This is a genomic window from Peribacillus sp. TH14 (assembly GCF_016651145.1).
Lineage (GTDB): Bacteria > Bacillota > Bacilli > Bacillales > DSM-1321 > Peribacillus > Peribacillus butanolivorans.
Genome location: NZ_JAEKEK010000001.1, coordinates 3,750,908 through 3,775,842 on the forward strand (window position 1 = coordinate 3,750,908; position 24,935 = coordinate 3,775,842).

A 24,935-nucleotide genomic window follows, 5' to 3' on the forward strand; every position below is an offset into this window, starting at 1 on the left:
TCTAGCTCTAGGAGGAAACAATGAATATCACAAAGAAAGCTCATACTTTTCTTCGATTGAATAATAAAACAAAGTTACTGTTTATTGAGGCCTTTTTACATTTAGGTAGAGCTCGTTATCTTAAGAGTATCTCATTTTCAAAAGTTGCTCCTTTACTAGGTGAACAAATGAAAGAAACATCATATATCTCCAGTTCATCGAATAAAGAGGTATTAGCTAGTATATCGCGAGCAATTCGAATTATGAGTCGCTATACTTTTTGGGAAAGCCAATGCCTAGTAAAGGCAATGGCTGGCATGAAAATGCTGGAGAAAAGAAATATTGAGAGTACTCTTTATTTAGGAACAGCTAAGGATGAGAATGGAGAACTCATTGCACATGCTTGGCTACGTAGCGGTCCTTTTTATATAACAGGTGCTGAAGTGATGGATAGGTTCACGGTTGTTTCTAAGTTCGCTAAAGAGAACAGCATTGAAAAGCTGGAAGAACAAGAATCTAGTTAGTGATCTCTATACCTCTAATAAACGGGGGAACGTATAGCACGATTTCCTCCGAAGACGGTTGTTTATAATAGAGAGTATATAAAGAAACAAATCCCTATTTCTTCGAATCACCAACCCCATTCTTATTCTATTATATCCATTAGGTAGAAGTTCTTATAAAGCTACAATGTGCCCCAATACCTTTCCTTCAAATGTCGTAACTCAGCAATATTGCAAAATGCTATGTAGACATTCTGGATAACGAAGAAACAAGCTCTGTGATAGGAGGATATGGTTATGAAGCATCTCTTGCATTTTACCAAGCGTATACATGATTATTCGGGGAAAATTCTTTATATCAATCTTATTTGCATGATTTTAGTAGGATTCTTAGAGGGCGTAGGAATTTTCTTATTAATCCCGTTGATTGGATTGACCGGTATTTTAGATATTAGTACAAAGGAAGTTCCTTTTTTAAGTTGGGTTAATGAATTATTCGTAGGAATTCCTGAAACTATCAGTCTTGTATTGATACTGGGAGTTTACGTGATTTTAATGGTGGGACAAAGTATTTTTAAGCGGAATCAAACAATCCTAGGTGTGAAAATCCAGCAAGGTTTTATTAGACATTTAAGAGATGAGACCTATGGAAGTTTATTGCAAGTAAATTGGGGATTTTACCTGAAAAAGAGGAAATCTGATATCATCAACATCATGACAAATGAAACCTTCAATGTAAGTGCGGGTATTAATTTATTCTTACAGTTTTTATCTTCTCTTATTTTTACTTTCATTCAAATCTGTATAGCTCTTTATTTATCTGTTACAATGACTAGTTTTATCATAGTTTTTGGATTGATCCTAATCTTCTTCTCCAGAAAATTTATCAAAAAGTCTCAGTCTTTAGGAAAAGAAACTTTTCAACTAACACAAACATATTTAGCGGGTATTACTGATCACCTTAATGGAATGAAGGATATTAAAAGTAATTCATTAGAAGATTCTCATTTGAGTTGGTTTCTTTCCTTAACTGAAAAAATGGAAAAAAACAGAATTAAGTTAACTACATTAAATACAACTTCTCAAATGATCTTCAAGGTTGTTTCTTCACTTTTAATTGCGATTTTTGTCTTTTTTTCGATAAAGATGTTCATGGCCCAGCCAGCTCAATTAATGTTGATAATGGTTATTTTTTCAAGGTTATGGCCAAGGTTTACTAGTATCCAATCTAATTTAGAGCAAATAGGATCTACTCTTCCATCTTTTAAAGCATTGTTAGATTTACAAAATGAATGTAGGGAAGCAAGAGAGTTATATGATTCAGATTATAAAAATATTAAATCTATTGAAATAAAAAATGGACTAGATTGTCGTAATGTCTACTTTAGGTATAATCAAAATGAAAGTACGTATGCTCTTAAAAATATAAATGTACACATACCTTCTAACCGTATGACGGCTATAGTAGGCCGATCAGGAGCCGGAAAAAGTACTTTAATTGATCTATTAATGGGATTAAATCAACCTGATCGGGGCGAGGTCAGTATTGATGATATCCCACTTACTAGTGATCACTTATTATCACTAAGGAAATCGATTAGTTATATACCTCAGGATCCGTTTCTATTTAATGCAACTATACGGGAAAATTTGATGATTATTGACCCTAATGCAAGCGATGAATCCATTTGGGAGTCTTTAGAGTTCGCTGCTGCTGATGATTTTGTCAGTAAGCTTCCACAAGGTCTAGATACGCTCATTGGTGACCGAGGAGTTCGACTGTCAGGAGGAGAAAGACAACGGCTTGTATTAGCCCGAGCCATTTTACGTAAACCATCTATCCTTGTCTTAGATGAGGCAACAAGTGCATTAGATACGGAAAATGAAGCGAAGATCCAAGCAGCTATCGAAAGATTAAAAGGAACCATGACCATTATTGTAATTGCTCATCGGCTATCGACTATTCGTAATGCGGATCAAGTATTGGTAATGGATCAGGGAGAAATTATTCAAGTCGGTGAATATAACCAACTAGCGAGTGAAAAAAGAGGAATGTTTAGCAATTTACTAGGTATTCAAATAGAATCAAGTGTGTAACCTTAAAATGTTCATTTAAAGAATAACCCATTCGGTTAATAGTTGAAGAGCAGTCCGCAATACAGCCCATTAATAATGGTTTGTATTGCGGACTGCTCTTCTTTTAATGAGGTTTAAAACAAAAATGTGAAAAATATAAGAATATGTTTACTTGGGGAAGGCTGTTATTCAGCCTTCTTTTTTTATGAACTGTTTTCTAATCAACCACAAACTGTTTCTACCCCTTTGGTTAGAATGGGGTGAATGGGTATCTTAGAGTGAGGACAAGGTCATAATAATAAAAAATCAAATAAATAAGAGGGATATTTTATTATGAATGAACCTAGCAATTTTGTGAGGGGATTATTGTGGGGAACGTTATTCAGCCTTCCATTGTGGTTGTCATTTTTTGGTTGGATTAAAATTATAATGAGTATTATAAAATAAATAAGAGTTTGGGACATAGACAATGATAGAGGATTAAATACATATTCTGTTCTTTAGAATTAAAGACCTGCAATGCCCTAGGTAACCAATCAGTAAATTGTTTCGGGCATCTAAAAACAGTTCTTTGGCATATGGTATGGGCAGGAGACTTTGCATGGGTGAATGGGTACTTAGGTATGTTTAAAGTTTTTTTAGTAATTAGTTATTGTCGGTCATTAGATTAATGAAAATAGAATTTAAGATTTATAAGAAGAGACATTAAGATTACTTACTAATTAAAACTTTATCGAATAATGTTATAAAGTAATTAATAGTTATCTATTAACAATTATTAGCTTATTAAGTATAATTAATCTCAATATAGTAATTGAAGTAAGGGCGCAAAACCTGAGGTCTAAGGTATTTGCTAGGATGGCTGGGTTACTGTAAAAAGAATGAAGGGAAATTATACCTTTAGTTCAAATGAAAGAAATTTAGACACCATTCAAATTAATTCGGGCTAAGCTTTTTAAATCAGATAATGGAAGTGTCTTCATCAAAGTTTTAACCACCATCGTAAGATCTTATTAAATATTCAATACTCTTGAGAAGGGCAAACCTATTGAAAAGTAGGGACGCAAAATTACAGGTCTAAGGCTATGCTAAGACGGCTGTGTTACCACAAATAGGGTGAAAAAGAAGATATGCAGAAAAAAATTGATGCAGAATGGATTAATTTAATTTTGGAAGCAAAAAGTGTAGGGGTTTCCATTCAAGAAGTGCGAGAGTTTATTCAGAATGAACAGAACTTGAATAATCAACCCCATAAGAATTGGAAGTAGGAAAACAAAAAGATATTTAGATACTATGAAGGGCTGTTATTCAGCCTTTTTTTTATGAACTGGATTCTACTGTTTTCTTTCTTATAACTTAAAATCTTGCGGATGAAGCAATCTGCTATCAACAAAATTAGTCTTTCGCGCGAGCTGATACCTAAGAGTTTCTAATAGATTAGCACAATATATTGTTAGTTCCCTATAGTATTGTTCGGAAATTGTAAGTACCAATATTTCTATAGAATATTCGGATATAATTAGATATTATTCCTGACAAAAATGTTCCGGCTCTAAGACTTTTCAACAAGTAGTAAAATATTTAATGAAAAATTAGGATAATAAGTATATAGTACTATTGTAAGCGTTTTCTTATTGAATTAATATGAAGAAGGTAGTGAGTACAAAGAAGTGTTATTATTTAAGAACAGTAAATGGTTTAAACAAATTGCAGCCTTAAAAACAGTTCTTTAGCAACAGATAGAGATAGAAAACTTTTTAGTGGTGGATGAAACCTTGGACAGTTTAATAGGGTAATTGGTATATTGGAATATTTTGAATTAATGTATTTTGTATGATTTATAGTAGACTAGAAAGTGACGAATAGATATAAATGCCCAACAAAGAAACAGTGAATAAAACAGTTAATATTTTTGTATATTTGACGATACTACAATATAAAGAAAAAGCTAAAAGGGCTTCGCGAAGGCGATGTCAAGTCGCCATCAAAATACAAGGAGAATTTGATGACAAAAAATAAATATATTACGTTCGAGGAAGTTTATGAAAAGAAAGAAAGAAGCAAGAAAATTTTTATTGGGTCTTATATTACTATTACTTTAATCTTGATTTCTTTATTGACTTTTTTCTTGGTCGATCATAAGGGTGTTTATCAAATAGGGCTGAGAGATCAGTCCTTTTTGATTTCTTTTTCTTTTGTTTTTTACACCTAATGAACTACATATTTTCAGCTGATGATATTAATAATCCGTCAGTTATGAACTTTTTGTGATTATTCTATTAATATTTCTTTAAAAATTCTGATTTTACCCTTTTTGAATTTATTTCCGCTTGCCAATACACTTTTTATATGTGATTATCAATTAAAAGAGCTATATTCCTTATTTTAGAAAAATAGGTTTAGTACAACTGTTTTACATAGTGGCTCTATTCAAATTGGAGTGGATATTCTAATGGATTTTATTGATATATTAATAGATACGTATACAAAAGGCGAGTTTCAGCAGGATGTTACAGTAAATGATCTTGTGGAAGATCTTAAGGAAAAACTAAGCGGTATCATTGAGGAACATGATAGAATATGATCCGTAAGTTCCGTAAGTGGTTAATCCCAGCTTTGTTCGTTTTATGGGCCATGTTAATCTTCTTTTTTTCCTCACAGACGTATGAGGAGCAAAGGATTTCTCCCTTTTTAGGCCAGTTAAATACCCCGTTTTTGTATGAAAAACTCGGTGGTATTTCATTTATGTATGGTGGTCTTGAGGTGAGTGTTCATACAGCTGGAGTGGCTGGATTTTTGGAGTTTTTTATTCGAAAGGGTGCCCATCTTATTATCTTTTTTGTGTTCGGTTTTTTGACGATTAGTGTTTGGCGCACTTTTATAAAGAACAGCATAATTACGTTTTCAGGTTCTCTTTTGTGCGTCCTTTTTTATGCTAGTGCGGACGAACTGCATCAAAAATTCACAGGTGGACGTACCCCCTTGTGGCAGGATGTTATGCTTGATACGTTTGGTGGATTACTAGGTATTTTATGCTTTCTTATAATAAATCGACGGCGAAAGCGTCATTGAATGATTTATACTTCAACTCCTTATAAATAAGAAATCTCCCATGAAATCGTACCCATACAATACTTAAGAAGTATGTCTAACAACATGCTTCTTTTTTATCGTTTATCTCATATATATTATAGCAATGACCTTTGTGAAGGTGATGAAAGATGAAAAGACAAAATAAGAGTCCAAAAGGAATATTGGCAAGTATGCTCCTAGTTTTAGCTGTAGGAGGTTGTATCATTTTTCTTTGGCCGAGTGGCTCTGTACGCTTGGTGGAGGATTTTTATGAGTATGAGAGTGGGGCGGAGTTCGGGAAGTCATGGGATTTATTAAGTTCTGAAATGAAGCTGCGGTTCCCAAATCGAGGCGATTATGTGCAAAATCGGGCCCACGTATTTATGCAGCATATGGAAGTGGAAACCTTTCAGTATGATGTAGGTCGATCTAAGAAAGTGAAGAACTGGAGCCTGGCTAAGGATGGAAAAGTGCATAAAACTGCCTATATGATTCCTGTAACACAGGTCTTCGATTCTCGCTTTGGCGTGTTTACAATAGAACAAGATTGCTATGTGGTAAAGGAAAAAGGCGAATGGCGTTTGTTATGGGATTATCGTTTTGAATAGATTCCTCTCCTTTTTCGAGGTTTAAGATTCCTTTAATTATTGAAAATGGAGAGGGTATATACCTAGGAAATCAACAGTTTTCCTTCTCATGAAACATATTTCATTTTAGAGCGATCACTGATGGCTTTCAGAATAAACATTTTGTCCTGCTTGCTTAGCATTGTCCAACTACCTGCCTTGATTTTCATACAATTCACTCCTTTTATGATTGTTATAGAATATGAAGGATATTTAACATAATTTCGTGTCCAAAGAATAATAGTGTCTAGTGATAAAAAAGGTTCAAGTGGAAGAAAGGAATATTCAACTCATACTAGATTATACCGTCTTTTTGCGCCTAATAAACAACAAAGATTCCAACAAATCTCTACAATTGATGTCCGTTTTTTGTCAGAATATTGGACGAAGAAAATGAAAAAGCTGTCTGGATGCGGGTCCAGACAGCTTTTTTATTATTTATTATTTTATGGCTAAATGTTCTTTTAATTCGGTTTGAACTTTTTCTTGTTCTTCTTCCGACACAATATAATAGTAGATTCCGTCGATTTTCGTTCCAGTGCCATTAATGGATGATTCGGAAATGTCTTTGCTTGCGGCCCGGTAGTTCTTTTGGATGTCCATCATGTCATCAAACGTCAAATTTGTCTGAATATTTTTACTTAGTGCACCGAAAACTTCATCGTATTTCGTCAAGGATGAAATGCTTGCGCCTTCCTTGATAACAGCCTCGATAATGGAGCGTTGTCTGGATTGACGGCCAAAATCACCATTCGGATCATCATGTCTCATTCGTGCATAACTTAGCGCATCTTTCCCATTAAGGGTAAGCGTACCTTTTGCGAAATGAACACCATCAGAGCTGAAGTCCAAATTATTTTGCACAGTCACACCGCCGACTGCGTCAACGATATCCTTAAAGCCTTCCATATTGATCTTCATATAGTAGTCAATCGGAATATCGAGGAAGTTCTCGACAGTATCCATTGACATTTCCGCGCCGCCAAATGCAAACGCGTGGTTGATTTTATCCTGTGTACCGTGTCCGACAATCTCGGTGCGTGTATCACGCGGGATGCTCAGCATTTTAACCGATTTCTTTTGTGGATTAACGGTTAAGACGATCATTGTATCAGAACGGCCTTTGTCGCCATCTCGTTCATCGACACCGAGCATGAGTATAGAAAAGGGCTCCTGATCTGATAGGGTAAGGTCCTTAGTTCGTTTATCCGTGTTACGGTCTATGGGCGTATGCATCGTTTCTACAGTTTTTGTTAGGGCATTCCATACGGAGAAGGCAAAGGCCCCACCGCCTAATATAATAAGAAGGACGACAATTCCGACTACTTTCAGCCATGTCCGTTTCTTTTTCTTCTTTTTTTCGTTTCTCATATCTTACTTCCTTCCTCGTTTTGTAATCACTTAGTCTATTATATTTAATTTCAGTTTAAAAGAATAGTTTATTTTGTTATTTTATAATACCTTTGACAATTTTTGGTGTTATTGTGTACTATGTAACTAACACAGTGGTAAAGGGGTTGAGAAGTTGAATTCATTTAAAGGTTTAATGAAAAAGGAGTGGCTGATTGGGAAAAATGCTCTGCTCTGGCTGTTGGTTGTACAAGTGGGTTTAGTGTTTATTTCTTTTTTAGTATCCAGGTATTGGGAAGTTGCAGGTCTTTTTTATATGTGCACATGGTTGATCATTATGATGCATCCGCTTATCATGATTCTGCTCATTTTAGGCTGTTTGAGTTCTGACGGGAAGACGCAGTTGTGGATTTATAATCCCCAGTCTGCGGGAATGCTGCTAGGCTGTAAGTTATTAATTAGTATGGTATTTCAAATGGTTTCGATTATTTTTTCCTCCTGTCTTATTTTTGTGGCATCGACGATACCGGTGAGTTATTTTCAGGCAGACTTTCAGGTGGAAAATAAGTTGGGAATAATGGGCTTACTTAAGATAGACGCGTTTATGTTAACGGTTAGTATCGTAATTGCCGTATTTTTACTGTTTTTATGGGTGGTATATCATGCGCTCGCCCGGTTTCATTCTATTAAACATCTTCGTTGGCTGTTTGTTTCTGCTCTTTGTATAGGGATAATTATGCTTCGGGATAGTATTGTGAATACGGCCTTTTATCAGAAGCTTGATGACATGTGGGTTATCCAGACGATAAGCGAAACTTCGATGACCATGACTGATTTCAAGTTGGGGTTTTATTTTAAAGCAGGGGATACTTCACTTTTGGCAAGCGGGTTGGATGTTATTGGAGTAGTGTTATTGTTTCTCGCTTCATGTTGGCTGCTAGACCGAAAGATTGAGGTGTAAGTGATGTCAGAGGATTTTCATGCATCAAAACCAATCTATTTACAAGTAGCCGATCGAATTTGTTATTCGATTGTGCGTGGCGAGATAAAAAGCGGCGAAAAACTGCCATCAGTTCGCGAAATGGCTGTTGAGATGGGGGTCAATCCGAATACGATTCAGCGAACCTACGCAGAGATTGAGAGGGATGGAATTGTGGAGACGAGAAGGGGGCAAGGTACATTCGTTAAAAATGATCCGGCGTTGATTGCTTCACTGCGTACCCGGATTCAAACAGAAGTTATTGAAACGTTCGTTGAAAACATGAAAGAAATCGGCTTGTCCAGAACAGAAATGTTGGCAGCAGTACAGCAATTTTTGATGAAGCAGGGGGAAGCAGAATGATGATTGAACTGCGTGAAATAACGAAAAAATATGGAAGCGTCGTTGCCCTGGATAATGTTTCGCTCACGTTTGAAGTGGGGAAGATATACGGGGTGTTAGGAGCGAATGGAAGCGGTAAGTCGACCTTGCTCAAGCTGATTGCTGGTCTGGCGAAACCGGATCATGGTGTTGTGACGGTCGAAGGAGTGGCGGTGAGCAGGAGGATTGCCTCGGCAGTCTCTTATCTAACTGAGATTGATTTTTTCTATCCTAATTTTACGGTGGGTCAGTATATTGATTTTCATGCATCGCAGTTTGCTGATTTTAATCGGGATAAGGCAATCGAAATGCTGGCATTCATGAAGTTGGATGTCCGGAAGAAGGTACGCTCGCTGTCGAAAGGTAATCGGGGTCGGCTTAAATTAGTGCTCGCTCTGTCACGGGATGCTCCGGTCGTGCTATTAGATGAACCATTTTCAGGGTTGGATGTTATGGTCCGCGAGTCGATTGTACGTAGTTTGCTGTCTTATATCGATTTTGAAAAGCGAACGGTTATCATCACGACTCATGAAATCGAGGAAATCGAGAATATTCTAGATGAAGTCATTCTGATTAAGGATGGGAAGATCATGGCCAAGGAAAATGTCGAGGACCTTCGCGAAAGTAGTGGGAAATCGGTGGTCGGGTGGTTGAAGGGACATCATAGGTAATTATGAAGGGAAAATAATCAAGTAGCTTCGGAAAAGTTTTCCGAGGTTTTTTTGTTTGAAAAAGAGAAGGCCTTTGAATCTAATTAAAATAGATTACTTTAAAATGGGCGATTAGCAAAGTCACTATTAGAAAGAAGGCGCATATATATGCAGTACGGATAGCATTAAAGTATAAATAAATATTGGAGGCTAAAGGAAAAATGACAATTTCAAATGAAAGTAATTCAACTGAAAACACATTAAACGAGAGTAGTTCGACTGAAAGCTCATCAAACGAGAGTAGTTCGACTGAAAGCTCATCAAACGAGAGTAGTTCGGCTGAAAGCTCATCCGATGAAGGTGAGTGATTCTCGAGAAAATTCTTGATGAAGTCATTCTGATTAAGGATGGCCAGATCATCGCCAAGGAAAATGTCGAGGACCTCCGCGAAAGTAGTGGAAAATCGGTGGTCGGGTGGCTGAAGGGATATCATAGGTAAATTGTATGACTCCAAATTAGTATTTGGAGTTTTTTTTATTGTGAAAAAACGTATTGGTTACTATAAAGGGGAAAGGAGTGACATCTTCCATTAAGCAACTCGGTAAAAAATCAGGAAAGGTCTATGTGACAGTTACAAAATCTGGGCAAAAGGAAAGTGCCCGTGTGCTCATATATGAAGGAAAAATAATAATGTAGCTTCGGAAAAGTTTCCGAGGTTATTTTTTTGTTTGCAAGGAGAAAAGCGCTTGAATCTTTTCTAGGGGAACGAGGATTTACTTTAAAATGGGTGATTAGCAGAGTCCGTATTAGAAAGGAGGCGCATATATATGCAGTACGGATATCATTAAAGTATAAATAACTATTGGAGGCTAAAGGAAAAATGGCAGAGACTGTTAGTTTACCGTACCTTGAAGCTTTGAAAGGTAAATTTGTGAAAGTGTTTAAAGGCGGGCCGGATTCTAGAGAAGGCAAGCTATTAGAAGTGAAGGACGATTATATTATTCTTCAAACAGAAGATAATCAATTAGTTTATTATGCCAGTCAGTATTTGAAAATGGTAATCGGGCAAGCGAAAAAAGCAGGTGTTGATGTTTTAACGGTAGATGAAGCGCGTGTTTTTCCAAATACTTATTTGGGATTATTGGAAACACTTGTCGCTAGCTCCATTAAAGTGAATGGAGGAGGGCCAGAATCAAAGATTGGCCGGGTTTTAGATGCAAAAGAGGAGTTTTTAGTGTTATCCACCGAGAAGGACGGGCTTGTCGTATTCCCGTTATCAAACGTTAAAAATGTAACCATCTTGGAAAGCCAATCTAATGATGATTCATCTGAGGTTACCTTTTCGGGTGCAATTACACTTAATGACGTCCTATCCTTGCTTATCCACAACTGGGTTTCGATTAATACCGGCGGACCTGAAAAGGTAGGCGGAGTACTGGTTGAAGTGGCAGACGAGCACGTCATTGTTGTCAAAAATGAAGAAATATTTTATGTTACCACCGAACAAATCAAAGTTTTGTCCTTAGCAAAGGATGAGGATGAAAATAGTTCAAATGAAGGCTCAACAGAAAACAGTAATTCAAATGAAGGCTCAACAGAAAACAGTAATTCAAATGAAGGATCAACAGAAAACAGTGATTCAAATCAGAACTCATCAGAAAACAGTAATTCAACAGAGAGCTCATCATACGAAAGTGATACAACAGAAAGCTCATCATACGAAAGTGATACAACAGAAAGCTCATCATATGAAAGTGATACAACAGAAAGCTCATCATACGAATGTGATACAACAGAAAGCTCATCATATGAAAGTGATACAACAGAAAGCTCATCATACGAATGTGATACAGAAGAAAGCTCACCATACGAAAGTGGTACAACAGAAAGCTCATCATACGAAAGTGGTACAGAAGAAAGCTCACCATACGAAAGTGACACAACTGAGAGTTCATCATACGAAAGTGGTACAGAAGAAAGCTCACCATACGAAAGTGGAACAACTGAAAGCTCAGAAGAAGAAGGTACAACAGAAGGCTCAACAGAAGAAGCCAGTACAACAGAAGGCTCAACAGAAGAAGGCAATCCAACAGAAAGTTCATCGGATGAAAGTAGTTCAAATGAAAGCTCATCAGAAGAAGGCAATCCAACAGAAAGCTCATCAGAAGAAGGCAATCCAACAGAAAGTTCATCGGATGAAAGTAGTTCAAATGAAAGCTCATCAGAAGAAGGCAATCCAACAGAAAGCCCATCAGAAGAAGGCAATCCACCAGAAAGCTCATCAGAAGAAGGCAATCCAACAGAAAGCTCATCAGAAGAAGGTAATCCAACAGAAAGCTCATCAGAAGAAGGGAATACACCAGAAAGCTCATCAGATGAAAGTAGTTCAACTGAAAGCTCATCGGAAGAAGGCAATCCAACTGAAAGCTCATCAGATGAAAGTAGTTCAACTGAAAGCTCATCGGAAGAAGGCAATCCAACTGAAAGCTCATCAGATGAAAGTAGTTCAACTGAAAGCTCATCAGAAGAATTCAATTCAAATGAATGCCTTATCGAGGGATTTGGTACAATTGAATTCTCAACAGAAGAAAATAATTTAAATGAAAGTCCAGCTGAGGGTGAAGAGAGTGTCGATCCTGAGGGTGAAGAGAATGTCGGTCTTGAGGGTGAAGAGAATGTCGGTCTTGAGGGTGAAGAGAATGTCAGACCTGAGGGTCGTCGTCGTCGTGTAAATATATTTAAGCAAATGTGGCTTGAAAATATGATTAAAGCAGCGAATGGTACCTATAAATATAAAAAAGAAGAAGATTGACCATACAGGTACAGCAACCAACAAAGTTGTTGTGCCTTCTTATGAAAAGTGGACATGCCGCTAGTGCTCGTAATGGAAAATGTATTCTATTACTCTTAAAAGTGTAATCCTTTTACTGGTTACGAGGAGCGATTTTACTGCGGCTACAAGCGCGTCGATAGCAGTCCAAATTGGTCTAAATTAAATGCTGTAAAGATCATCGGGATAGAATTGAGAGATTGAAATGTTGTTTCTCACTGATGAAACCCTAACACAGTTATGACTAATTTCCGGAAAAAATTGGCCAAGCAAGGCAATTCAAATGTAATTTAGCCTAAGCTCAAAATAAGAAAGGCTTAGTCTTAGCATTTAACTGACAGTTTTACATCTGCCTGTGGATGATTTGGACAAAATGGCTTATTGGTGGGATTTGAGTTTTTTAAACAATAAAATAGAAAGGTGGTCACAACTTGTTATCTAAAAATATTGGTCAGTATATTGAACTAGAACTCTCTGGAAATATTCAAGTAGTTGGGATTTTAATAGAAGCAAGTTCGGACATTATTGTCCTGTATACGGGACAAGTGTACCGCTACATTCCATTAAGGCACATTAAAAATTTTTCCTTTCCAATAACGGATGAGGAGATTGAGATGGGGGTAGATCCAGAAATCAGTGAGACGTCGTTCCGCAAATTGTTGATGAACGCGAAGGGCATGTTTGTTGAAATTTTACTCGCTAAAACAAATCCGGTCTATGGCTATATCGTTGGCATTATGAATAACTACTTCGTCTTTTATTCACCTGTTTTTAAAACGATGTTCATCTCGATGGATCATTTGAAGTGGCTTACAGTTTGTGATGAAGAAAAAGGGCCGTACGGCTTGAACAAAAGTGAACAACTACTTCAGGTCTCTACTTTAAGCTGGGCACGGACATTAGAGGAACAGTTAAAAAAGTTAACTAATAAACTGGTCGTGCTCAATTTAGGTAGGCATCCGATGGATATTGGGAAAATCAATCATCTGCAAGACAGCATCATTGAGATGGTGAATGCTCAAGGTGATACGGTTTTTGTCAATATGAGACATGTGAAAAGCTTTCATTTTCCTCAATGAAAAAACTCCGGGTCTGGTGTGATCCGGAGTTATTTCTTTTTCTCAATATTTTCATAGACCGAGGCAAGGGCTTGTTCAAATTTCCCGCTCTTTTTCGGTTTATAATATTTTTTGTTGCGGAGTTTGTTAGGTAAGTATTGCTGCTTCACCCAGCCGTTTTCGTAGTCATGCGGATATAGATAGTCGATGCCTCGGCCGAGATCTTTTGCCCCTTTGTAATGGGCATCCTTAAGATGGTCAGGAACGTCACCGCTATGGCCGCTGCGAATATCAGATAAGGCTGCGTCAATCGCGATATAGGCTGTGTTTGATTTCGGTGATAAGCACAGCTCGACAACTGAGTTGGCCAGTGGAATCCGGGCTTCTGGAAAACCGAGCCGTTCAGCGGCTTCAACTGCAGCGAGGGCTCGCGGGCCAGCCTGCGGATTAGCAAGACCAATGTCCTCGTAAGCAATGACGACCAAACGGCGGGCAATGCTGACAAGGTCGCCGGCTTCCACCAAGCGCCCTAAATAATGAAGGGCAGCATTCACATCGCTGCCACGGATTGATTTTTGGAAAGCGGACAGGACGTCATAGTGAGCATCTCCATCCTTGTCATGTGAAAAGCTTTTTTTCTGCATGCATTCCTCGGCAATTTGTAAATCTATAATAATCGTTTCAGACTCGTCAGGTTCGGTGGAAATAACAGCAAGCTCTAGGGCGTTCAGAGCGCTGCGGACATCTCCGTTCGAAGCGGTCGCAAAATGCGTAAGGGCATCAATGCTGACCTCTGTTTTATATTGACCAAGTCCGCGCTCTTCATCATGAAGTGCACGTTCCAGGGCTTTTGTGATATCGCTGATTTCCAATGATTTGAGCTCGAAAATCTGGCACCGGCTACGGATTGCCGGATTGATTGCATGATAAGGATTACTAGTCGTCGCGCCAATTAAGGTAATCATCCCGTTTTCGAGATAAGGCAATAGGAAATCCTGTTTCGCTTTATCAAGGCGATGGACCTCGTCAAGCAGTAAAATCACTTTACCAGACATCTTCGCTTCTGCAGCGACGATCTCCATATCTTTCTTGTTATTGGTTACCGCGTTCAGCGTCCGGAACGCAAACTTCGTGCTTCCGGCAATCGCACTAGCAATCGATGTCTTACCAATTCCAGGCGGACCATACAGAATCATTGAAGATAACTGCTTGGCTTTGACCATCCTTGCGATAATCTTTCCTTCACCGACCAGATGCTCCTGTCCAATGATTTCATCAATCGACCGAGGCCGCATCCGGAAAGCAAGCGGTTTAATATTCATTGCGCACCTCTCCTTTTTATATAAGGTATCACAAATAAAGGGTAAAATGCTCTGATTATGCTGTGAATCCAGTTGAATTAGTATTTAAATCGACCTTCTGGAAGTTAATTCGTCCGTGGGTCGGAATAAATCGACCTTCAGTGAGAAAATTCGTCCGTTGAGCAAACTAATTCGACCTTCTGGAAGTTAATTCGTCCGTGGTTCAAATTAATTCGACCTTCTGGAAGTTAATTCGTCCGTTGAGCAAACTAATTCGACCTTCAGGAAGTTAATTCGTCCGTGGTTCAAATTAATTCGACCTTCAGGAAGTTATTTCGACCTTCAGGAAAATAATCCGTCCTTCACACCAATTATTTCGTCCTATCCTCAATAATCGAACGTAAAGAGTAAACTCTTCCTTTGGTGTGGCCAGAATGATTTAACTTTAATGAAGTTAATAACTTTTTTGCGCTGGATGGGGATTTGAGTTGGAGGAATTGCCGGAATTCGCTGTTGGTAATGGTAGGTTTAACGAGGCATACATAATCCTGAAGTGCGGAGATGTGGGCATCATGGGAAGAATGCAAACATATGCGGCAAATCCACTTTCTTAATCGCCTCTCCATAGAAAATGCATAGCATTTATGGCAGTACACTCCTTTTTGAAGGGCGTTAATAGGAATTCCATAACTTTCTAAAAGCTTTGGAATATAAGGTGTATGTTCGTCGAGCAATAAAGTAGATATTCTCTTCATATCTCTAGTTGAAAGGATTTTCTTTTTATATTTTTCTTTTAATTCTCCAATTTTTATAAGAATACTATCTTTACGTATCACTTTTCTATTAATATTTCTATTCTCAGCTCGTATTATAGTTGACGAATTGGCACTGACGACTAATGTTTCTACTGGAATGTTGATGATTTTTTTTGATTTCAACCATTCTAACAGCTGTTAGCGTCGCCGATTCACTTGCAGAATTGGATCATCAAAAGCTTCCGTTTTTCCATCTGTATTTGTGCGGATAAGTTGATTGAATGTGTTGTCGAAATAGATTTCACCAGCCATGTTTTTCACTTCAATAATTAATAGAAAATAAGAAGTTAGAATAAGGATGTCCATTTGGAAGGGGAAGGGTAATCCGATTAGACGGAGGTCATGAAAGAGTAGATACTCTTTTTCAGGAAGGGCATTTAGAGTTGATAAGACTCTATATTCTCCGCTATATCCAGCTTTGATTTTTTTGATATCTAAGTTTAATATCGGTTGCCTAGCATGATCAGGTGGTAAGCGCCTCATTAGAGCTTCTATCATATGTACTTTTAAAGGTATCTCGCATTCTTTAATAATCATTTAACCACTCCTTATCGATATTTTAATAGAAATATTCTCTATTAATGATAGGTTTCCTGTATTTTTAGTGAAAATAAATGTGTCAAAGAACAGAACTTTCATTTTAAAAAATGAACGTTGGTTTTACAAAGAAGATAATTCGTCCTACATGTGGGATAATTCGTCCTTGAGAGAAGATAATTCGTCCGTCAGCGGAACAATTCGTCCTTGAGAGAAGATAATTCGTCCGTCAGCGGAACAATCGTCCTTGAGAGAAGATAATTCGTCCTTGAGCAATATATTTAACTCTTTTCCTACCTCTCCAATTAGGATAATTTGACAAATGAAGGGCGGGTGAATGCATTTCTAGTGGGAATATGCTATAATTTCAACAGAATTTATAAACGGATAAATAATATGAGGTGTATATTAATGAAGATATCTACTAAAGGCCGCTATGGTTTAACGATCATGATTGAGCTTGCTAAACATTATGGAGAAGGTCCGAAAAGTTTGAAATCGATTGCTCAGACGCATAGTTTGTCAGAGCATTACTTGGAGCAGCTGATTGCGCCACTTCGTAATGCAGGATTGGTGAAGAGTGTTCGTGGTGCATATGGTGGGTATGTCCTATCAAAAGATCCTCAGGAGATTACTTCTGGTGATGTCATTCGCGTATTGGAAGGACCGATTACTCCTGTTGAGGGAATTGAGGATGAAGAGCCGGTAAAACGTCAGCTTTGGATTCGGATTCGTGATGCTGTGAAGGATGTATTGGATAATACTACGTTGATGGATTTGGCGAACTACAAGGATACTGGTGAAATCAATTCTTATATGTATTATATTTAAGTGATTAGCAACGCGCCTATTATATAGGCGCTTGCGTTTTTTAATGGAGGCGACAAAAAAGTGAACAGAATATATTTAGATCATGCTGCGACTTCACCGATGCATCCGAATGTGATTGATAAGATGATGACAGTCATGAGTCATGACTTTGGTAATCCGTCGAGTATTCATGCGTTCGGGCGGGAAGCGCGCCATGTTTTAGATGAAGCGCGTTTAAGTATTGCCACAAGTATCGGGGCCGGGCGGAATGAAATTATTTTTACGAGCGGTGGAACAGAAGCAGATAATACGGCGATCATTGGGGTTGCGAATGCGTATAAAGAAAAGGGAAAGCATATCATTACGACAGAGATTGAGCACCATGCAGTATTGCATACATGCCAATTCCTTGAGAAGTCTGGCTTTGAGGTCACATATTTACCTGTGAATGAAGCGGGGCTTATTTCGCTTGCTGATTTAAAAGCAGCATTGCGGGACGATACAATTTTGGTTTCGGTTATGTTTGGTAATAACGAAGTTGGGACTATCCAGCCGATTGCTGAAATCGGACAACTGCTTAAGGATCATCAAGCCTTTTTCCATACTGATGCGGTACAGGCATATGGACTGATTCATATTGATGTCCGCGAGTTGGGCGTGGATTTGCTGAGTGTATCAGCGCATAAAATCAACGGACCAAAAGGAATCGGCTTTTTATATATGCGAGAAGGGTTAAAGCTGAATCCCCATTTATATGGCGGAGAACAGGAGCGTAAACGTCGGGCTGGTACGGAAAGTGTGCCAGCAATTGCTGGTTTTGCCGAAGCGGTTTTGATTGCTCAAAGCATGATGGATAAGAAAACGGAGCAATACTTGCAATTTAAAGACGTATTGCTTGCCGTCTTTGACGAGGCGGATGTACAATATGAAATTAACGGATCTATGGAGCAGTCGCTGCCACATGTGCTGAATGTTAGTTTTCCGGGTACGAATGTTGAATCGATGCTCGTTAATCTGGACTTGGCCGGTGTTGCGGTATCAAGTGGATCTGCTTGTACAGCTGGGTCAATTGAACCGTCGCATGTGCTCGTAGCGATGTTTGGAAAAGGTTCGGAGCGGACGAAGAATTCGATTCGTTTCAGCTTCGGTCTAAACAACACCGAACAGGAAGTTAGGCAGGCTGCTGAAACAACCGTGAAGATCGTTAAAAGATTGGTACAACAATAATAATTTTTTCTTTAAATAAATGAGGTGACAGAATGAATAAAGCACCACAAGACACCCGCGTCGTCGTTGGGATGTCAGGAGGCGTCGATTCTTCTGTGTCAGCCCTGCTATTGAAAAATCAAGGCTACGACGTAGTTGGGATTTTCATGAAAAACTGGGACGATACAGATGAAAACGGAGTCTGTACAGCAACGGAAGATTACAATGATGTGATTGCCGTTTGTAATCAAATCGGTATCCCTTATTATGCAGTCAACTTTGAAAAGCAATATTGGGATAAAGTTTTTACGTATTTCTTGGATGAGTACAAAGCAGGCCGTACGCCGAATCCGGACGTAATGTGTAACAAGGAAATTAAGTTCAAGGCATTCCTTGAGCATGCGGTAAGCCTTGGTGCTGACTATGTAGCGACAGGTCATTACGCACAGGTTGAATACAGAGATGGCGAATATAAAATGCTCCGCGGTGTCGATAATAATAAAGATCAAACGTACTTCTTGAACCAGCTTACTCAAGAACAATTGGAAAAAGTCATGTTCCCACTTGGTCACATTGATAAGAAGGAAGTTCGTGAAATTGCGAAAGAAGCGGGTCTTGCAACGGCAACGAAAAAAGATTCAACCGGTATTTGTTTTATCGGGGAACGCAATTTCAAAGAATTTTTAAGCAATTATCTTCCAGCACAACCGGGTGATATGGTTACGATGGAAGGCAAGGTAATGGGTAAGCATGACGGTTTGATGTATTACACAATCGGGCAACGTCACGGTCTAGGTATTGGCGGCAGCGGCGAGCCTTGGTTCGTTGCGGGAAAAGACTTGAAGCGCAATGTTTTATATGTGTGTCAAGGCTTTGATAACGATGTGCTTTATTCCAATTCCCTGAATGCTGTGAATGTCAGTTGGGTAGCGGAACATAAACCTGCAGCGGAATTTACGTGTACGGCAAAATTCCGGTACCGTCAAGAGGACAGCGGCGTTACGGTGAAAGTATTGGAAAGTGGCGATGTCGAAGTCATATTTGACGAGCCAATCCGCGCGATTACACCTGGACAAGCAGTCGTTTTCTATGATGGTGACGTATGCCTAGGTGGCGGTACGATTGATGAAGTATTTAAAAAAGGTGAAAAACTGACTTACGTAGGGTAAAATAATCATGTCCCCAGCTGTGTTTGCGGTTGGGGACTTCTTTTGGATTGTGAACAGCATCGTCTGAATTACACTGCTAGCTTATGCTATACTTTTTAATATAAAAATGGAGCGTGAATGATCATGGATAAAAATCAACAAGGTATTGAGTTTATGCAACAAGGAAAATACGAAGAAGCGGCTAAAGTTTTTAATGAGGCTATAGAAGAAAACCCGAAGGAGCCGGTTGCATACATAAACTTTGGAAATGTACTTACAGCTGTCGGTGAAACGGAAAAAGCCATCAAGTTTTATAAAAAGGCGATTGAGCTTGATGAAAATGCAGCGGCAGCTTATTATTCGCTAGGGAACTTATACTACGAATTAGATTCTAAATTAGTCGAAGCGAAAGATATGTTTGAAAAAGCAATCCGTTTGGGTCTTGAGAACAGCGATGCTTACTTTATGCTTGGATTGACGTTGATGGCGTTAGATCAACCGAAATTGGCTATGCCTTATTTACAGAGAACGGTGGAATTGAGTCCTGAGGATGTGGATGCAAGGTTCCAGTATGCGCTTTGCCTAGCAAATGCGGAACTGTATGATGAATTGATCAATCAATTGAATTTAGTGGTTGAACAGGATCCAGACCATGCGGATGCTTATTATAATTTAGGGGTTGCGTTTGCAGGGTACCGTGAAGATCCGCAAGCTGCGATAACATATTTTGAAAAAGCATTGGAAGCACAGCCAGACCATATGTTGGCGGCACACGGTAAGAAATTGATGGAAGAAATGAATGCTGAATAAATAGACGACATATGTATGGAAGGGTGGGGAGAAGCGTTGAGCCAGCAAGATTCGATGGATTTGTTTGCAGAAGAGAAAATGTTTATGAAAGGAAGTCATTTAGTGACGATCTTTCATAATGAAGAAAATATGTACTCGGTTGTAAGAATCCGTGTGAATGAAACGAATTTGAACTATGACGAGAAGGAAGCGGTCGTCACGGGTTATTTTCCGAGGATGCATGAGGATGAGACGTATATTTTTTATGGAGCAATGAAAGAGCACCAACGTTTTGGTCTTCAATTTCATGTCGAGCATTTTCGAAAGGATTTGCCCCAATCCAAGGAAGGAATCGTCAGTTATTTATCTGGTGAACTGTTCAAAGGTATTGGGAAAAAAACAGCCGAAAGCATTGTCGAAACACTCGGGGAGAAGGCAATTTCTAAAATTCTGGCTCAGCCTTCCATACTTGATGATATTCCGAAGCTATCCGGGGAAAAGGCGAAGAGTCTCTATGATACTTTAGTCGAACACCAAGGTCTGGAACAGGTAATGATTGCTCTTAATCAATATGGCTTTGGTCCACAGCTGTCTATGAAGATTTATCAAATGTATAAGCATGATACAATCACCATGGTTCAGGGAAATCCATATAAGCTTGTGGAGGATATCGAAGGAATTGGTTTTGGGCGAGCGGATGAGCTTGGGCATCAGCTCGGCATTTCCGGTAACCATCCTGATCGTATCAAGGCTGCGTGCTTATATACACTAGAATCACAATGTCTGCAGGATGGAAATATCTACATAGAAGCTGAGCAGCTGTTGGAAGCTGTCAAGCGGCTGCTTGAGGAGAATAAGCGCGATCGAATTGAGTTCACAAACATTTCCTCGGAAATAATCGAATTAACGGAGGCGGGGAAAATCGTTGTCGAAGATCAACGAATTTACCTGCCATCCCTTTACTATTCTGAAAAGGGAATTGTTATGAACATCAAGCGGATGCTAGCACAAACTGAGTATGAAGACCAGTTCCCAGAATCGGAATTTTTACTGGCACTTGGTAAGCTGGAAGAGCGTCTAAATGTTTCCTATGCCTCAGCTCAAAAAGAGGCGATACAAACAGCCCTGCAGTCGCCTATGTTGATTTTGACGGGTGGACCTGGTACGGGGAAGACAACGGTTATCAAAGGGATTGTCGAGTTATATGCCGAACTTCATGGTGTATCTATGGACATTAACGATTATAAAAAAGAGGGCAGCGATCCGTTCCCGTTTGTGCTTGCGGCACCTACTGGACGTGCAGCGAAACGCATGGCTGAATCGACGGGTCTTCCCGCTGTTACGATTCACCGCTTGCTCGGATGGAACGGAAGTGAAGGCTTTTCCCATGATGAAGATAATCAGTTAGAAGGCCGCATTGTCATTATTGATGAGGTTTCTATGGTGGATACGTGGTTAGCTCATCAATTGTTTAAAGCCTTGCCGGAAAATTGCCAAGTGATTTTAGTTGGTGATGAAGATCAGCTGCCTTCAGTCGGACCGGGACAGGTGCTAAAGGATTTGCTTGCTTCGAATTGTGTGCCGACTGTCAGTCTTGAGCATATTTATCGTCAAGCGGATGGTTCATCAATCATTGAATTGGCCCATGATATAAAAAAAGGCCGGCTTCCAAATGATGTTACGAAGCAGCAGGAAGATCGATCGTTCATTCGCTGTAAGACTGACCAAATCGCTCAGGTTATTGAGAAAGTTGTTGCGAATGCCAGGACGAAGGGTTTCACTGCCAAAGATATTCAAGTGCTGGCCCCGATGTATAGAGGACCTGCCGGGATTGATGCGTTGAATAAAATGCTGCAAGAAGTGTTTAATAGCAATGTGAATGAAAAGCGGCGGGAAATCAAGTTTGGAGACGTGATCTACCGAACGGGAGACAAAGTGCTTCAACTGGTGAACCAGCCGGAAGAAGGCGTCTTTAACGGTGATATGGGTGAAATCGTGTCAATTTTGTTTGCGAAGGAAAATACTGATCATGTCGATAAGATCATTATATCGTTTGAAGGCATTGAAGTAACTTACACGAAGCAGGATTTGAACCAGATTACCCACGCGTATTGCTGTTCAATCCATAAATCGCAGGGAAGCGAGTTTCCCATTGTGATTTTGCCTGTTGTAAAAAGTTATTATCGGATGCTCCGACGTAATCTATTGTATACAGCGATTACCCGAAGCAAGAATTTCTTGATACTTTGTGGTGAAGAAGATGCTTTCCGTTTAGGTATCGAGCGCAATGATGAAATGCGCCGGAAAACTACATTACTTGAAAAACTTCGTGAAACTTTGAATGATGAAGAAATGCCAGCTGAATCTGCAGAGTTGCCAATGCAAGAGGAAAGTTATTTTGACATACTGATGCATGAAGATCCGATGATTGGGATGGGTAATGTCACACCTTATGATTTTATGTAGGTGGAGATTAATGTCTGGTTCTTTACCTGGTTTGGATAAATTTTGTTTAAAATTCATAGTTTTAGTGGAACTAATATAAAATATAGTTTATATGTGCAGAAAGAGTAAGGAGGATTTGGATGAAAAAGGGATGGATTATAGGATTAGTTGTTGTCGTTTTAATTGTCATATATGGGGTTTCTTCTTACAATGGTCTTGTAAGTGCCAATGAAGACGTCGACAATAAGTGGTCACAGGTAGATAACCAATTAAAACGAAGAGCAGATTTGATTCCGAATCTTGTGGAAACGGTAAAAGGTTATGCATCGCACGAAACTGAAGCCATTAAAGCGGTCAGTGATGCACGTTCAAAGTTGGCAGGTGCTAATTCAACGGAAGATGCCATTAATGCAGATCAAGAACTGAGTGGGGCGTTAAGCCGCCTTTTGGTGGTCGTCGAGAACTATCCGGATTTGAAAGCCAATGAGAACTTTAAGGGCCTTATGGATAGTTTAGAAGGAACAGAAAATAGATTGACCGTCGCAAGAAAAGACTATAATGACGAAGTAACCACGTATAACAAGACCATTAAACGCTTTCCAAAGAATATGATGGCTAGCGCATTTGGGTTCGATGTAAAACCATATTTTGAAGTGACTGATCAAGAAAAAGAAACGCCGAAAGTTGATTTCGGGAGCGATAAATAATGAAAAAACTCGCTGTGTTTGCGCTATTTTTTATTTTCACTTTCAATTTAGCAAACGTAGTCGCAGCAGAACCTAACATTCCGAAACCTGTTGGAGATATTTATGTCCAGGATTTTGCTGGAGTCCTCGATGATCAGGAAAAATCAGAGCTTATAGAATTGGGAAAACGATTAGATAATGCTACAAAAGCACAAATCTCTGTTTTGACCGTTGACTCAATGGAAGGCTCTGAAATAGAGGAATACTCGGTCGAAGCATTTAGGAAATTCAAGCTCGGGGATGCAGAGCTAAATAACGGAGTCCTCATTGTTCTGGCCGAAGAGGAGCAGAAAATCCGGATTGAAGTGGGGTACGGGTTAGAAGGTGCCATTACTGATATAAAATCAGGACAGATTTTGGACAATGTGGCAATCCCTCAGCTGAAAGAAGGTAATTACAATCTTGCTCTGACTGAAACCTATAAGGCTGTTTATAACGAGGTCACCGAGGAATATAATTTAGGTGACGAGTTTTATCAAGATCTTTCCGTTCAGACAGATACAGGAACTTTTAAGCCATCAGGTTTACAGATTTTTCTCATCATCGTTGTGGTCATCATTTTGTTCATCCTCGATGCCAAATTGTTTAAAGGATTTTTCCTTCAAATTATCATCAATATCCTATTGATGTTCATTAGTCGCGGAGGCGGAGGTGGAGGCGGAGGCTCACGAGGCGGTGGCGGAGGAAGCTCCGGTGGCGGAGGTTCTAGCCGTGGATGGTAAGGTAGATTTGACCGGGAAACCGGTCTTTTTTTTATGCCTGAAACTTTAGTTTTCTAAGATGATTCAACAATGGAAAACCTTTCAGCACATCTATTTACGAGATGAAAGAAATAATAAAAATGTTCGGAAAGGCGGGATGACCTTGCGGACGTTTTCTGTATTGAAAGGAATGCCGGTTTTTACTATCAAAGGAGAAAGAATCGGCACGGTCCATGATTTATCTATTTCTGAAGCGGGTCAGGTAACAGGTTTGGTCATTCATCAACAAGCATTGTTTAAGAGATCTTTTCATTTGACTCTGGACGATATTTCTTCATATGGTCCGGATGGGATTGTCATCATACAACAGGAGTCAACCCCAAAGAAGGTGCCTGATAATTCCATCTGGCTAACAAAGGATGAAGTATTGGGACGAATGCTTCTTTCAGAAATGGGCGAGGAGCTCGGTTTACTGCAGGATGTATATTTTAGGGAAAAAATGGGCACGATTATAGCGTATGAAACAACAGATGGTTTTTTCTCAGAGACGACAGTGATTGAATCTAAACAGCCGCCTACATTAGGGAAGGATACCATCATTGTTTCAGTTTATGAACAGTGAGGTGTCCATTTTGGAAATAAATTGTCCGAATTGCCGCAGTAAAGATGTTGGGAAGATTGGTGTAAATCAATATTATTGTTGGAATTGTTTTATTGAAATGACCATTTCTGAGGGAATCATTAATACGCACCAGGTCGAAGAAGATGGAAGTTTAAGCTCATTAGACGACTTGTTTGAGGAAAATGACCGCCGCTTCAGCATGTAATTAACGGAAGAGGTGCTTGCAATGGCTAGACGTTCACGTAATGGTCTTATGAACATGATGAACACAAAAATGATTAACCGAAGTATCAAAAAAATACGCAAAAGAA

At 39.1% G+C, this 24,935-nt stretch carries 26 protein-coding genes and 1 riboswitch; of the genes, 22 read left to right on the forward strand and 4 right to left on the reverse strand.

Going from position 1 to position 24,935, the window contains the following annotated elements; all coding sequences use genetic code 11:
• Positions 1 to 20 precede the first annotated feature (20 nt).
• The 7 genes from JFU50_RS18155 to JFU50_RS18180 all read left to right on the forward strand — a co-directional run bounded on the left by JFU50_RS18155 (position 21) and on the right by JFU50_RS18180 (position 6,238).
• Entirely contained in the window at positions 21 to 503 is a 483-nt protein-coding gene (locus JFU50_RS18155; RefSeq protein ID WP_201223578.1) for a lasso peptide biosynthesis B2 protein, read from the forward strand.
• Positions 504 to 779: 276 nt separating this feature from the next.
• Complete coding sequence (locus tag JFU50_RS18160; protein ID WP_201223580.1) at positions 780 to 2,579, forward strand: ABC transporter ATP-binding protein; 1,800 nt, start codon at positions 780 to 782, stop codon at positions 2,577 to 2,579.
• A gap of 1,007 nt (positions 2,580 to 3,586) precedes the next feature.
• Positions 3,587 to 3,668: riboswitch (cyclic di-GMP riboswitch) on the forward strand.
• A 20-nt stretch (positions 3,669 to 3,688) separates the two neighbouring features.
• Positions 3,689 to 3,826, forward strand: coding sequence for an anti-repressor SinI family protein (locus JFU50_RS18165; RefSeq protein ID WP_201223581.1), 138 nt, complete (start codon positions 3,689 to 3,691; stop codon positions 3,824 to 3,826).
• 737 nt (positions 3,827 to 4,563) lie between these two features.
• Positions 4,564 to 4,770: a hypothetical protein gene (locus JFU50_RS18170; protein WP_201223582.1), complete on the forward strand. Its 207-nt coding sequence runs from the start codon at positions 4,564 to 4,566 to the stop codon at positions 4,768 to 4,770.
• A 240-nt stretch (positions 4,771 to 5,010) separates the two neighbouring features.
• Positions 5,011 to 5,142, forward strand: a complete 132-nt coding sequence (locus tag JFU50_RS31515) for a hypothetical protein (protein ID WP_274608148.1) — start codon at positions 5,011 to 5,013, stop codon at positions 5,140 to 5,142.
• A complete protein-coding gene (locus JFU50_RS18175; RefSeq protein WP_201223583.1) occupies positions 5,139 to 5,630 on the forward strand; it encodes a VanZ family protein in 492 nt (163 codons plus the stop codon). Before JFU50_RS31515 ends, JFU50_RS18175 begins: the two co-directional genes overlap by 4 nt.
• 149 nt (positions 5,631 to 5,779) lie before the next feature.
• On the forward strand, positions 5,780 to 6,238 hold the full coding sequence (locus JFU50_RS18180) for a hypothetical protein (RefSeq protein ID WP_201223584.1): 459 nt from the start codon (positions 5,780 to 5,782) through the stop codon (positions 6,236 to 6,238).
• A gap of 459 nt (positions 6,239 to 6,697) precedes the next feature.
• Here the strand turns inward: JFU50_RS18180 and tagU are convergent, their stop codons facing one another.
• A complete protein-coding gene (tagU, locus tag JFU50_RS18185; protein WP_201223585.1) occupies positions 6,698 to 7,627 on the reverse strand; it encodes a polyisoprenyl-teichoic acid--peptidoglycan teichoic acid transferase TagU in 930 nt (309 codons plus the stop codon).
• Between the two features lie 154 nt (positions 7,628 to 7,781).
• On the opposite strand from tagU, the gene JFU50_RS18190 reads away from it, so the two are divergent.
• The 6 genes from JFU50_RS18190 to JFU50_RS18215 all read left to right on the forward strand — a co-directional run bounded on the left by JFU50_RS18190 (position 7,782) and on the right by JFU50_RS18215 (position 13,525).
• A complete protein-coding gene (locus JFU50_RS18190; RefSeq protein WP_201223586.1) occupies positions 7,782 to 8,567 on the forward strand; it encodes a hypothetical protein in 786 nt (261 codons plus the stop codon).
• Between the two features lie 3 nt (positions 8,568 to 8,570).
• Positions 8,571 to 8,948, forward strand: a complete 378-nt coding sequence (locus JFU50_RS18195; RefSeq protein ID WP_053347067.1) for a GntR family transcriptional regulator — start codon at positions 8,571 to 8,573, stop codon at positions 8,946 to 8,948.
• Positions 8,948 to 9,637: an ABC transporter ATP-binding protein gene (locus JFU50_RS18200; protein WP_201225121.1), complete on the forward strand. Its 690-nt coding sequence runs from the start codon at positions 8,948 to 8,950 to the stop codon at positions 9,635 to 9,637. The genes JFU50_RS18195 and JFU50_RS18200 overlap by 1 nt, the downstream gene beginning before the upstream one ends.
• Positions 9,638 to 9,837: 200 nt before the next feature.
• Positions 9,838 to 9,984 (forward strand): hypothetical protein, encoded by a 147-nt coding sequence (locus tag JFU50_RS18205; RefSeq protein WP_201223587.1) that lies wholly within the window; start codon positions 9,838 to 9,840, stop codon positions 9,982 to 9,984.
• Between the two features lie 512 nt (positions 9,985 to 10,496).
• A complete protein-coding gene (locus tag JFU50_RS18210) occupies positions 10,497 to 12,428 on the forward strand; it encodes a hypothetical protein (protein WP_201223589.1) in 1,932 nt (643 codons plus the stop codon).
• Positions 12,429 to 12,877: 449 nt separating this feature from the next.
• Complete coding sequence (locus tag JFU50_RS18215; RefSeq protein ID WP_201223591.1) at positions 12,878 to 13,525, forward strand: DUF2642 domain-containing protein; 648 nt, start codon at positions 12,878 to 12,880, stop codon at positions 13,523 to 13,525.
• Positions 13,526 to 13,554: 29 nt separating this feature from the next.
• Here JFU50_RS18215 and JFU50_RS18220 read toward each other — a convergent pair whose 3' ends face one another.
• From JFU50_RS18220 to JFU50_RS18230, 3 genes are all read right to left on the reverse strand, one after another.
• Positions 13,555 to 14,826 carry a replication-associated recombination protein A gene (locus JFU50_RS18220; RefSeq protein WP_201223593.1) on the reverse strand — a complete coding sequence of 424 codons (1,272 nt, stop codon included), beginning with the start codon at positions 14,824 to 14,826 and terminating at the stop codon, positions 13,555 to 13,557.
• 350 nt (positions 14,827 to 15,176) lie between these two features.
• A complete protein-coding gene (locus tag JFU50_RS18225; protein ID WP_201223595.1) occupies positions 15,177 to 15,743 on the reverse strand; it encodes a hypothetical protein in 567 nt (188 codons plus the stop codon).
• Positions 15,744 to 15,758: 15 nt separating this feature from the next.
• Positions 15,759 to 16,157 (reverse strand): nuclease-related domain-containing protein, encoded by a 399-nt coding sequence (locus JFU50_RS18230; RefSeq protein WP_201223597.1) that lies wholly within the window; start codon positions 16,155 to 16,157, stop codon positions 15,759 to 15,761.
• Positions 16,158 to 16,568: 411 nt separating this feature from the next.
• On the opposite strand from JFU50_RS18230, the gene cymR reads away from it, so the two are divergent.
• The 9 genes from cymR (at position 16,569) to JFU50_RS18275 (ending at position 24,829) form a co-directional block, all read left to right on the forward strand.
• Positions 16,569 to 16,988 carry a cysteine metabolism transcriptional regulator CymR gene (cymR, locus tag JFU50_RS18235; RefSeq protein WP_053347061.1) on the forward strand — a complete coding sequence of 140 codons (420 nt, stop codon included), beginning with the start codon at positions 16,569 to 16,571 and terminating at the stop codon, positions 16,986 to 16,988.
• A gap of 60 nt (positions 16,989 to 17,048) precedes the next feature.
• Complete coding sequence (locus JFU50_RS18240; protein WP_201223598.1) at positions 17,049 to 18,194, forward strand: cysteine desulfurase family protein; 1,146 nt, start codon at positions 17,049 to 17,051, stop codon at positions 18,192 to 18,194.
• Between the two features lie 32 nt (positions 18,195 to 18,226).
• A complete protein-coding gene (gene mnmA / locus JFU50_RS18245) occupies positions 18,227 to 19,342 on the forward strand; it encodes a tRNA 2-thiouridine(34) synthase MnmA (RefSeq protein ID WP_053347059.1) in 1,116 nt (371 codons plus the stop codon).
• Positions 19,343 to 19,465: 123 nt separating this feature from the next.
• Positions 19,466 to 20,131: a tetratricopeptide repeat protein gene (locus tag JFU50_RS18250; protein WP_201223599.1), complete on the forward strand. Its 666-nt coding sequence runs from the start codon at positions 19,466 to 19,468 to the stop codon at positions 20,129 to 20,131.
• A gap of 36 nt (positions 20,132 to 20,167) precedes the next feature.
• Positions 20,168 to 22,576: an SF1B family DNA helicase RecD2 gene (gene recD2 / locus JFU50_RS18255; RefSeq protein WP_057219079.1), complete on the forward strand. Its 2,409-nt coding sequence runs from the start codon at positions 20,168 to 20,170 to the stop codon at positions 22,574 to 22,576.
• Positions 22,577 to 22,695: 119 nt separating this feature from the next.
• Entirely contained in the window at positions 22,696 to 23,262 is a 567-nt protein-coding gene (locus tag JFU50_RS18260) for a LemA family protein (RefSeq protein ID WP_201185915.1), read from the forward strand.
• Positions 23,262 to 24,023, forward strand: coding sequence for a TPM domain-containing protein (locus JFU50_RS18265; RefSeq protein ID WP_201223600.1), 762 nt, complete (start codon positions 23,262 to 23,264; stop codon positions 24,021 to 24,023). The genes JFU50_RS18260 and JFU50_RS18265 overlap by 1 nt, the downstream gene beginning before the upstream one ends.
• A 58-nt stretch (positions 24,024 to 24,081) precedes the next feature.
• The gene (locus tag JFU50_RS18270; protein WP_242489061.1) at positions 24,082 to 24,624 is read left to right on the forward strand and encodes a PRC-barrel domain-containing protein; all 543 of its coding nucleotides are present in this window, start codon (positions 24,082 to 24,084) and stop codon (positions 24,622 to 24,624) included.
• Entirely contained in the window at positions 24,614 to 24,829 is a 216-nt protein-coding gene (locus JFU50_RS18275) for a hypothetical protein (protein ID WP_053348138.1), read from the forward strand. Before JFU50_RS18270 ends, JFU50_RS18275 begins: the two co-directional genes overlap by 11 nt.
• The last annotated feature ends 106 nt before the right edge of the window (positions 24,830 to 24,935 follow it).

Coding starts and splice junctions, on each gene's coding strand:
- JFU50_RS18155 (WP_201223578.1), top strand. CDS start 21: ATGAATATCACAAAGAAAGCTCATACTTTTCTTCGATTGAATAATAAA.
- JFU50_RS18160 (WP_201223580.1), top strand. CDS start 780: ATGAAGCATCTCTTGCATTTTACCAAGCGTATACATGATTATTCGGGG.
- JFU50_RS18165 (WP_201223581.1), top strand. CDS start 3,689: ATGCAGAAAAAAATTGATGCAGAATGGATTAATTTAATTTTGGAAGCA.
- JFU50_RS18170 (WP_201223582.1), top strand. CDS start 4,564: ATGACAAAAAATAAATATATTACGTTCGAGGAAGTTTATGAAAAGAAA.
- JFU50_RS31515 (WP_274608148.1), top strand. CDS start 5,011: ATGGATTTTATTGATATATTAATAGATACGTATACAAAAGGCGAGTTT.
- JFU50_RS18175 (WP_201223583.1), top strand. CDS start 5,139: ATGATCCGTAAGTTCCGTAAGTGGTTAATCCCAGCTTTGTTCGTTTTA.
- JFU50_RS18180 (WP_201223584.1), top strand. CDS start 5,780: ATGAAAAGACAAAATAAGAGTCCAAAAGGAATATTGGCAAGTATGCTC.
- tagU (WP_201223585.1), bottom strand. CDS start 7,627: ATGAGAAACGAAAAAAAGAAGAAAAAGAAACGGACATGGCTGAAAGTA.
- JFU50_RS18195 (WP_053347067.1), top strand. CDS start 8,571: ATGTCAGAGGATTTTCATGCATCAAAACCAATCTATTTACAAGTAGCC.
- JFU50_RS18200 (WP_201225121.1), top strand. CDS start 8,948: ATGATTGAACTGCGTGAAATAACGAAAAAATATGGAAGCGTCGTTGCC.
- JFU50_RS18205 (WP_201223587.1), top strand. CDS start 9,838: ATGACAATTTCAAATGAAAGTAATTCAACTGAAAACACATTAAACGAG.
- JFU50_RS18210 (WP_201223589.1), top strand. CDS start 10,497: ATGGCAGAGACTGTTAGTTTACCGTACCTTGAAGCTTTGAAAGGTAAA.
- JFU50_RS18220 (WP_201223593.1), bottom strand. CDS start 14,826: ATGAATATTAAACCGCTTGCTTTCCGGATGCGGCCTCGGTCGATTGAT.
- JFU50_RS18230 (WP_201223597.1), bottom strand. CDS start 16,157: ATGATTATTAAAGAATGCGAGATACCTTTAAAAGTACATATGATAGAA.
- cymR (WP_053347061.1), top strand. CDS start 16,569: ATGAAGATATCTACTAAAGGCCGCTATGGTTTAACGATCATGATTGAG.
- mnmA (WP_053347059.1), top strand. CDS start 18,227: ATGAATAAAGCACCACAAGACACCCGCGTCGTCGTTGGGATGTCAGGA.
- JFU50_RS18250 (WP_201223599.1), top strand. CDS start 19,466: ATGGATAAAAATCAACAAGGTATTGAGTTTATGCAACAAGGAAAATAC.
- JFU50_RS18260 (WP_201185915.1), top strand. CDS start 22,696: ATGAAAAAGGGATGGATTATAGGATTAGTTGTTGTCGTTTTAATTGTC.
- JFU50_RS18265 (WP_201223600.1), top strand. CDS start 23,262: ATGAAAAAACTCGCTGTGTTTGCGCTATTTTTTATTTTCACTTTCAAT.
- JFU50_RS18270 (WP_242489061.1), top strand. CDS start 24,082: ATGATTCAACAATGGAAAACCTTTCAGCACATCTATTTACGAGATGAA.
- JFU50_RS18275 (WP_053348138.1), top strand. CDS start 24,614: ATGAACAGTGAGGTGTCCATTTTGGAAATAAATTGTCCGAATTGCCGC.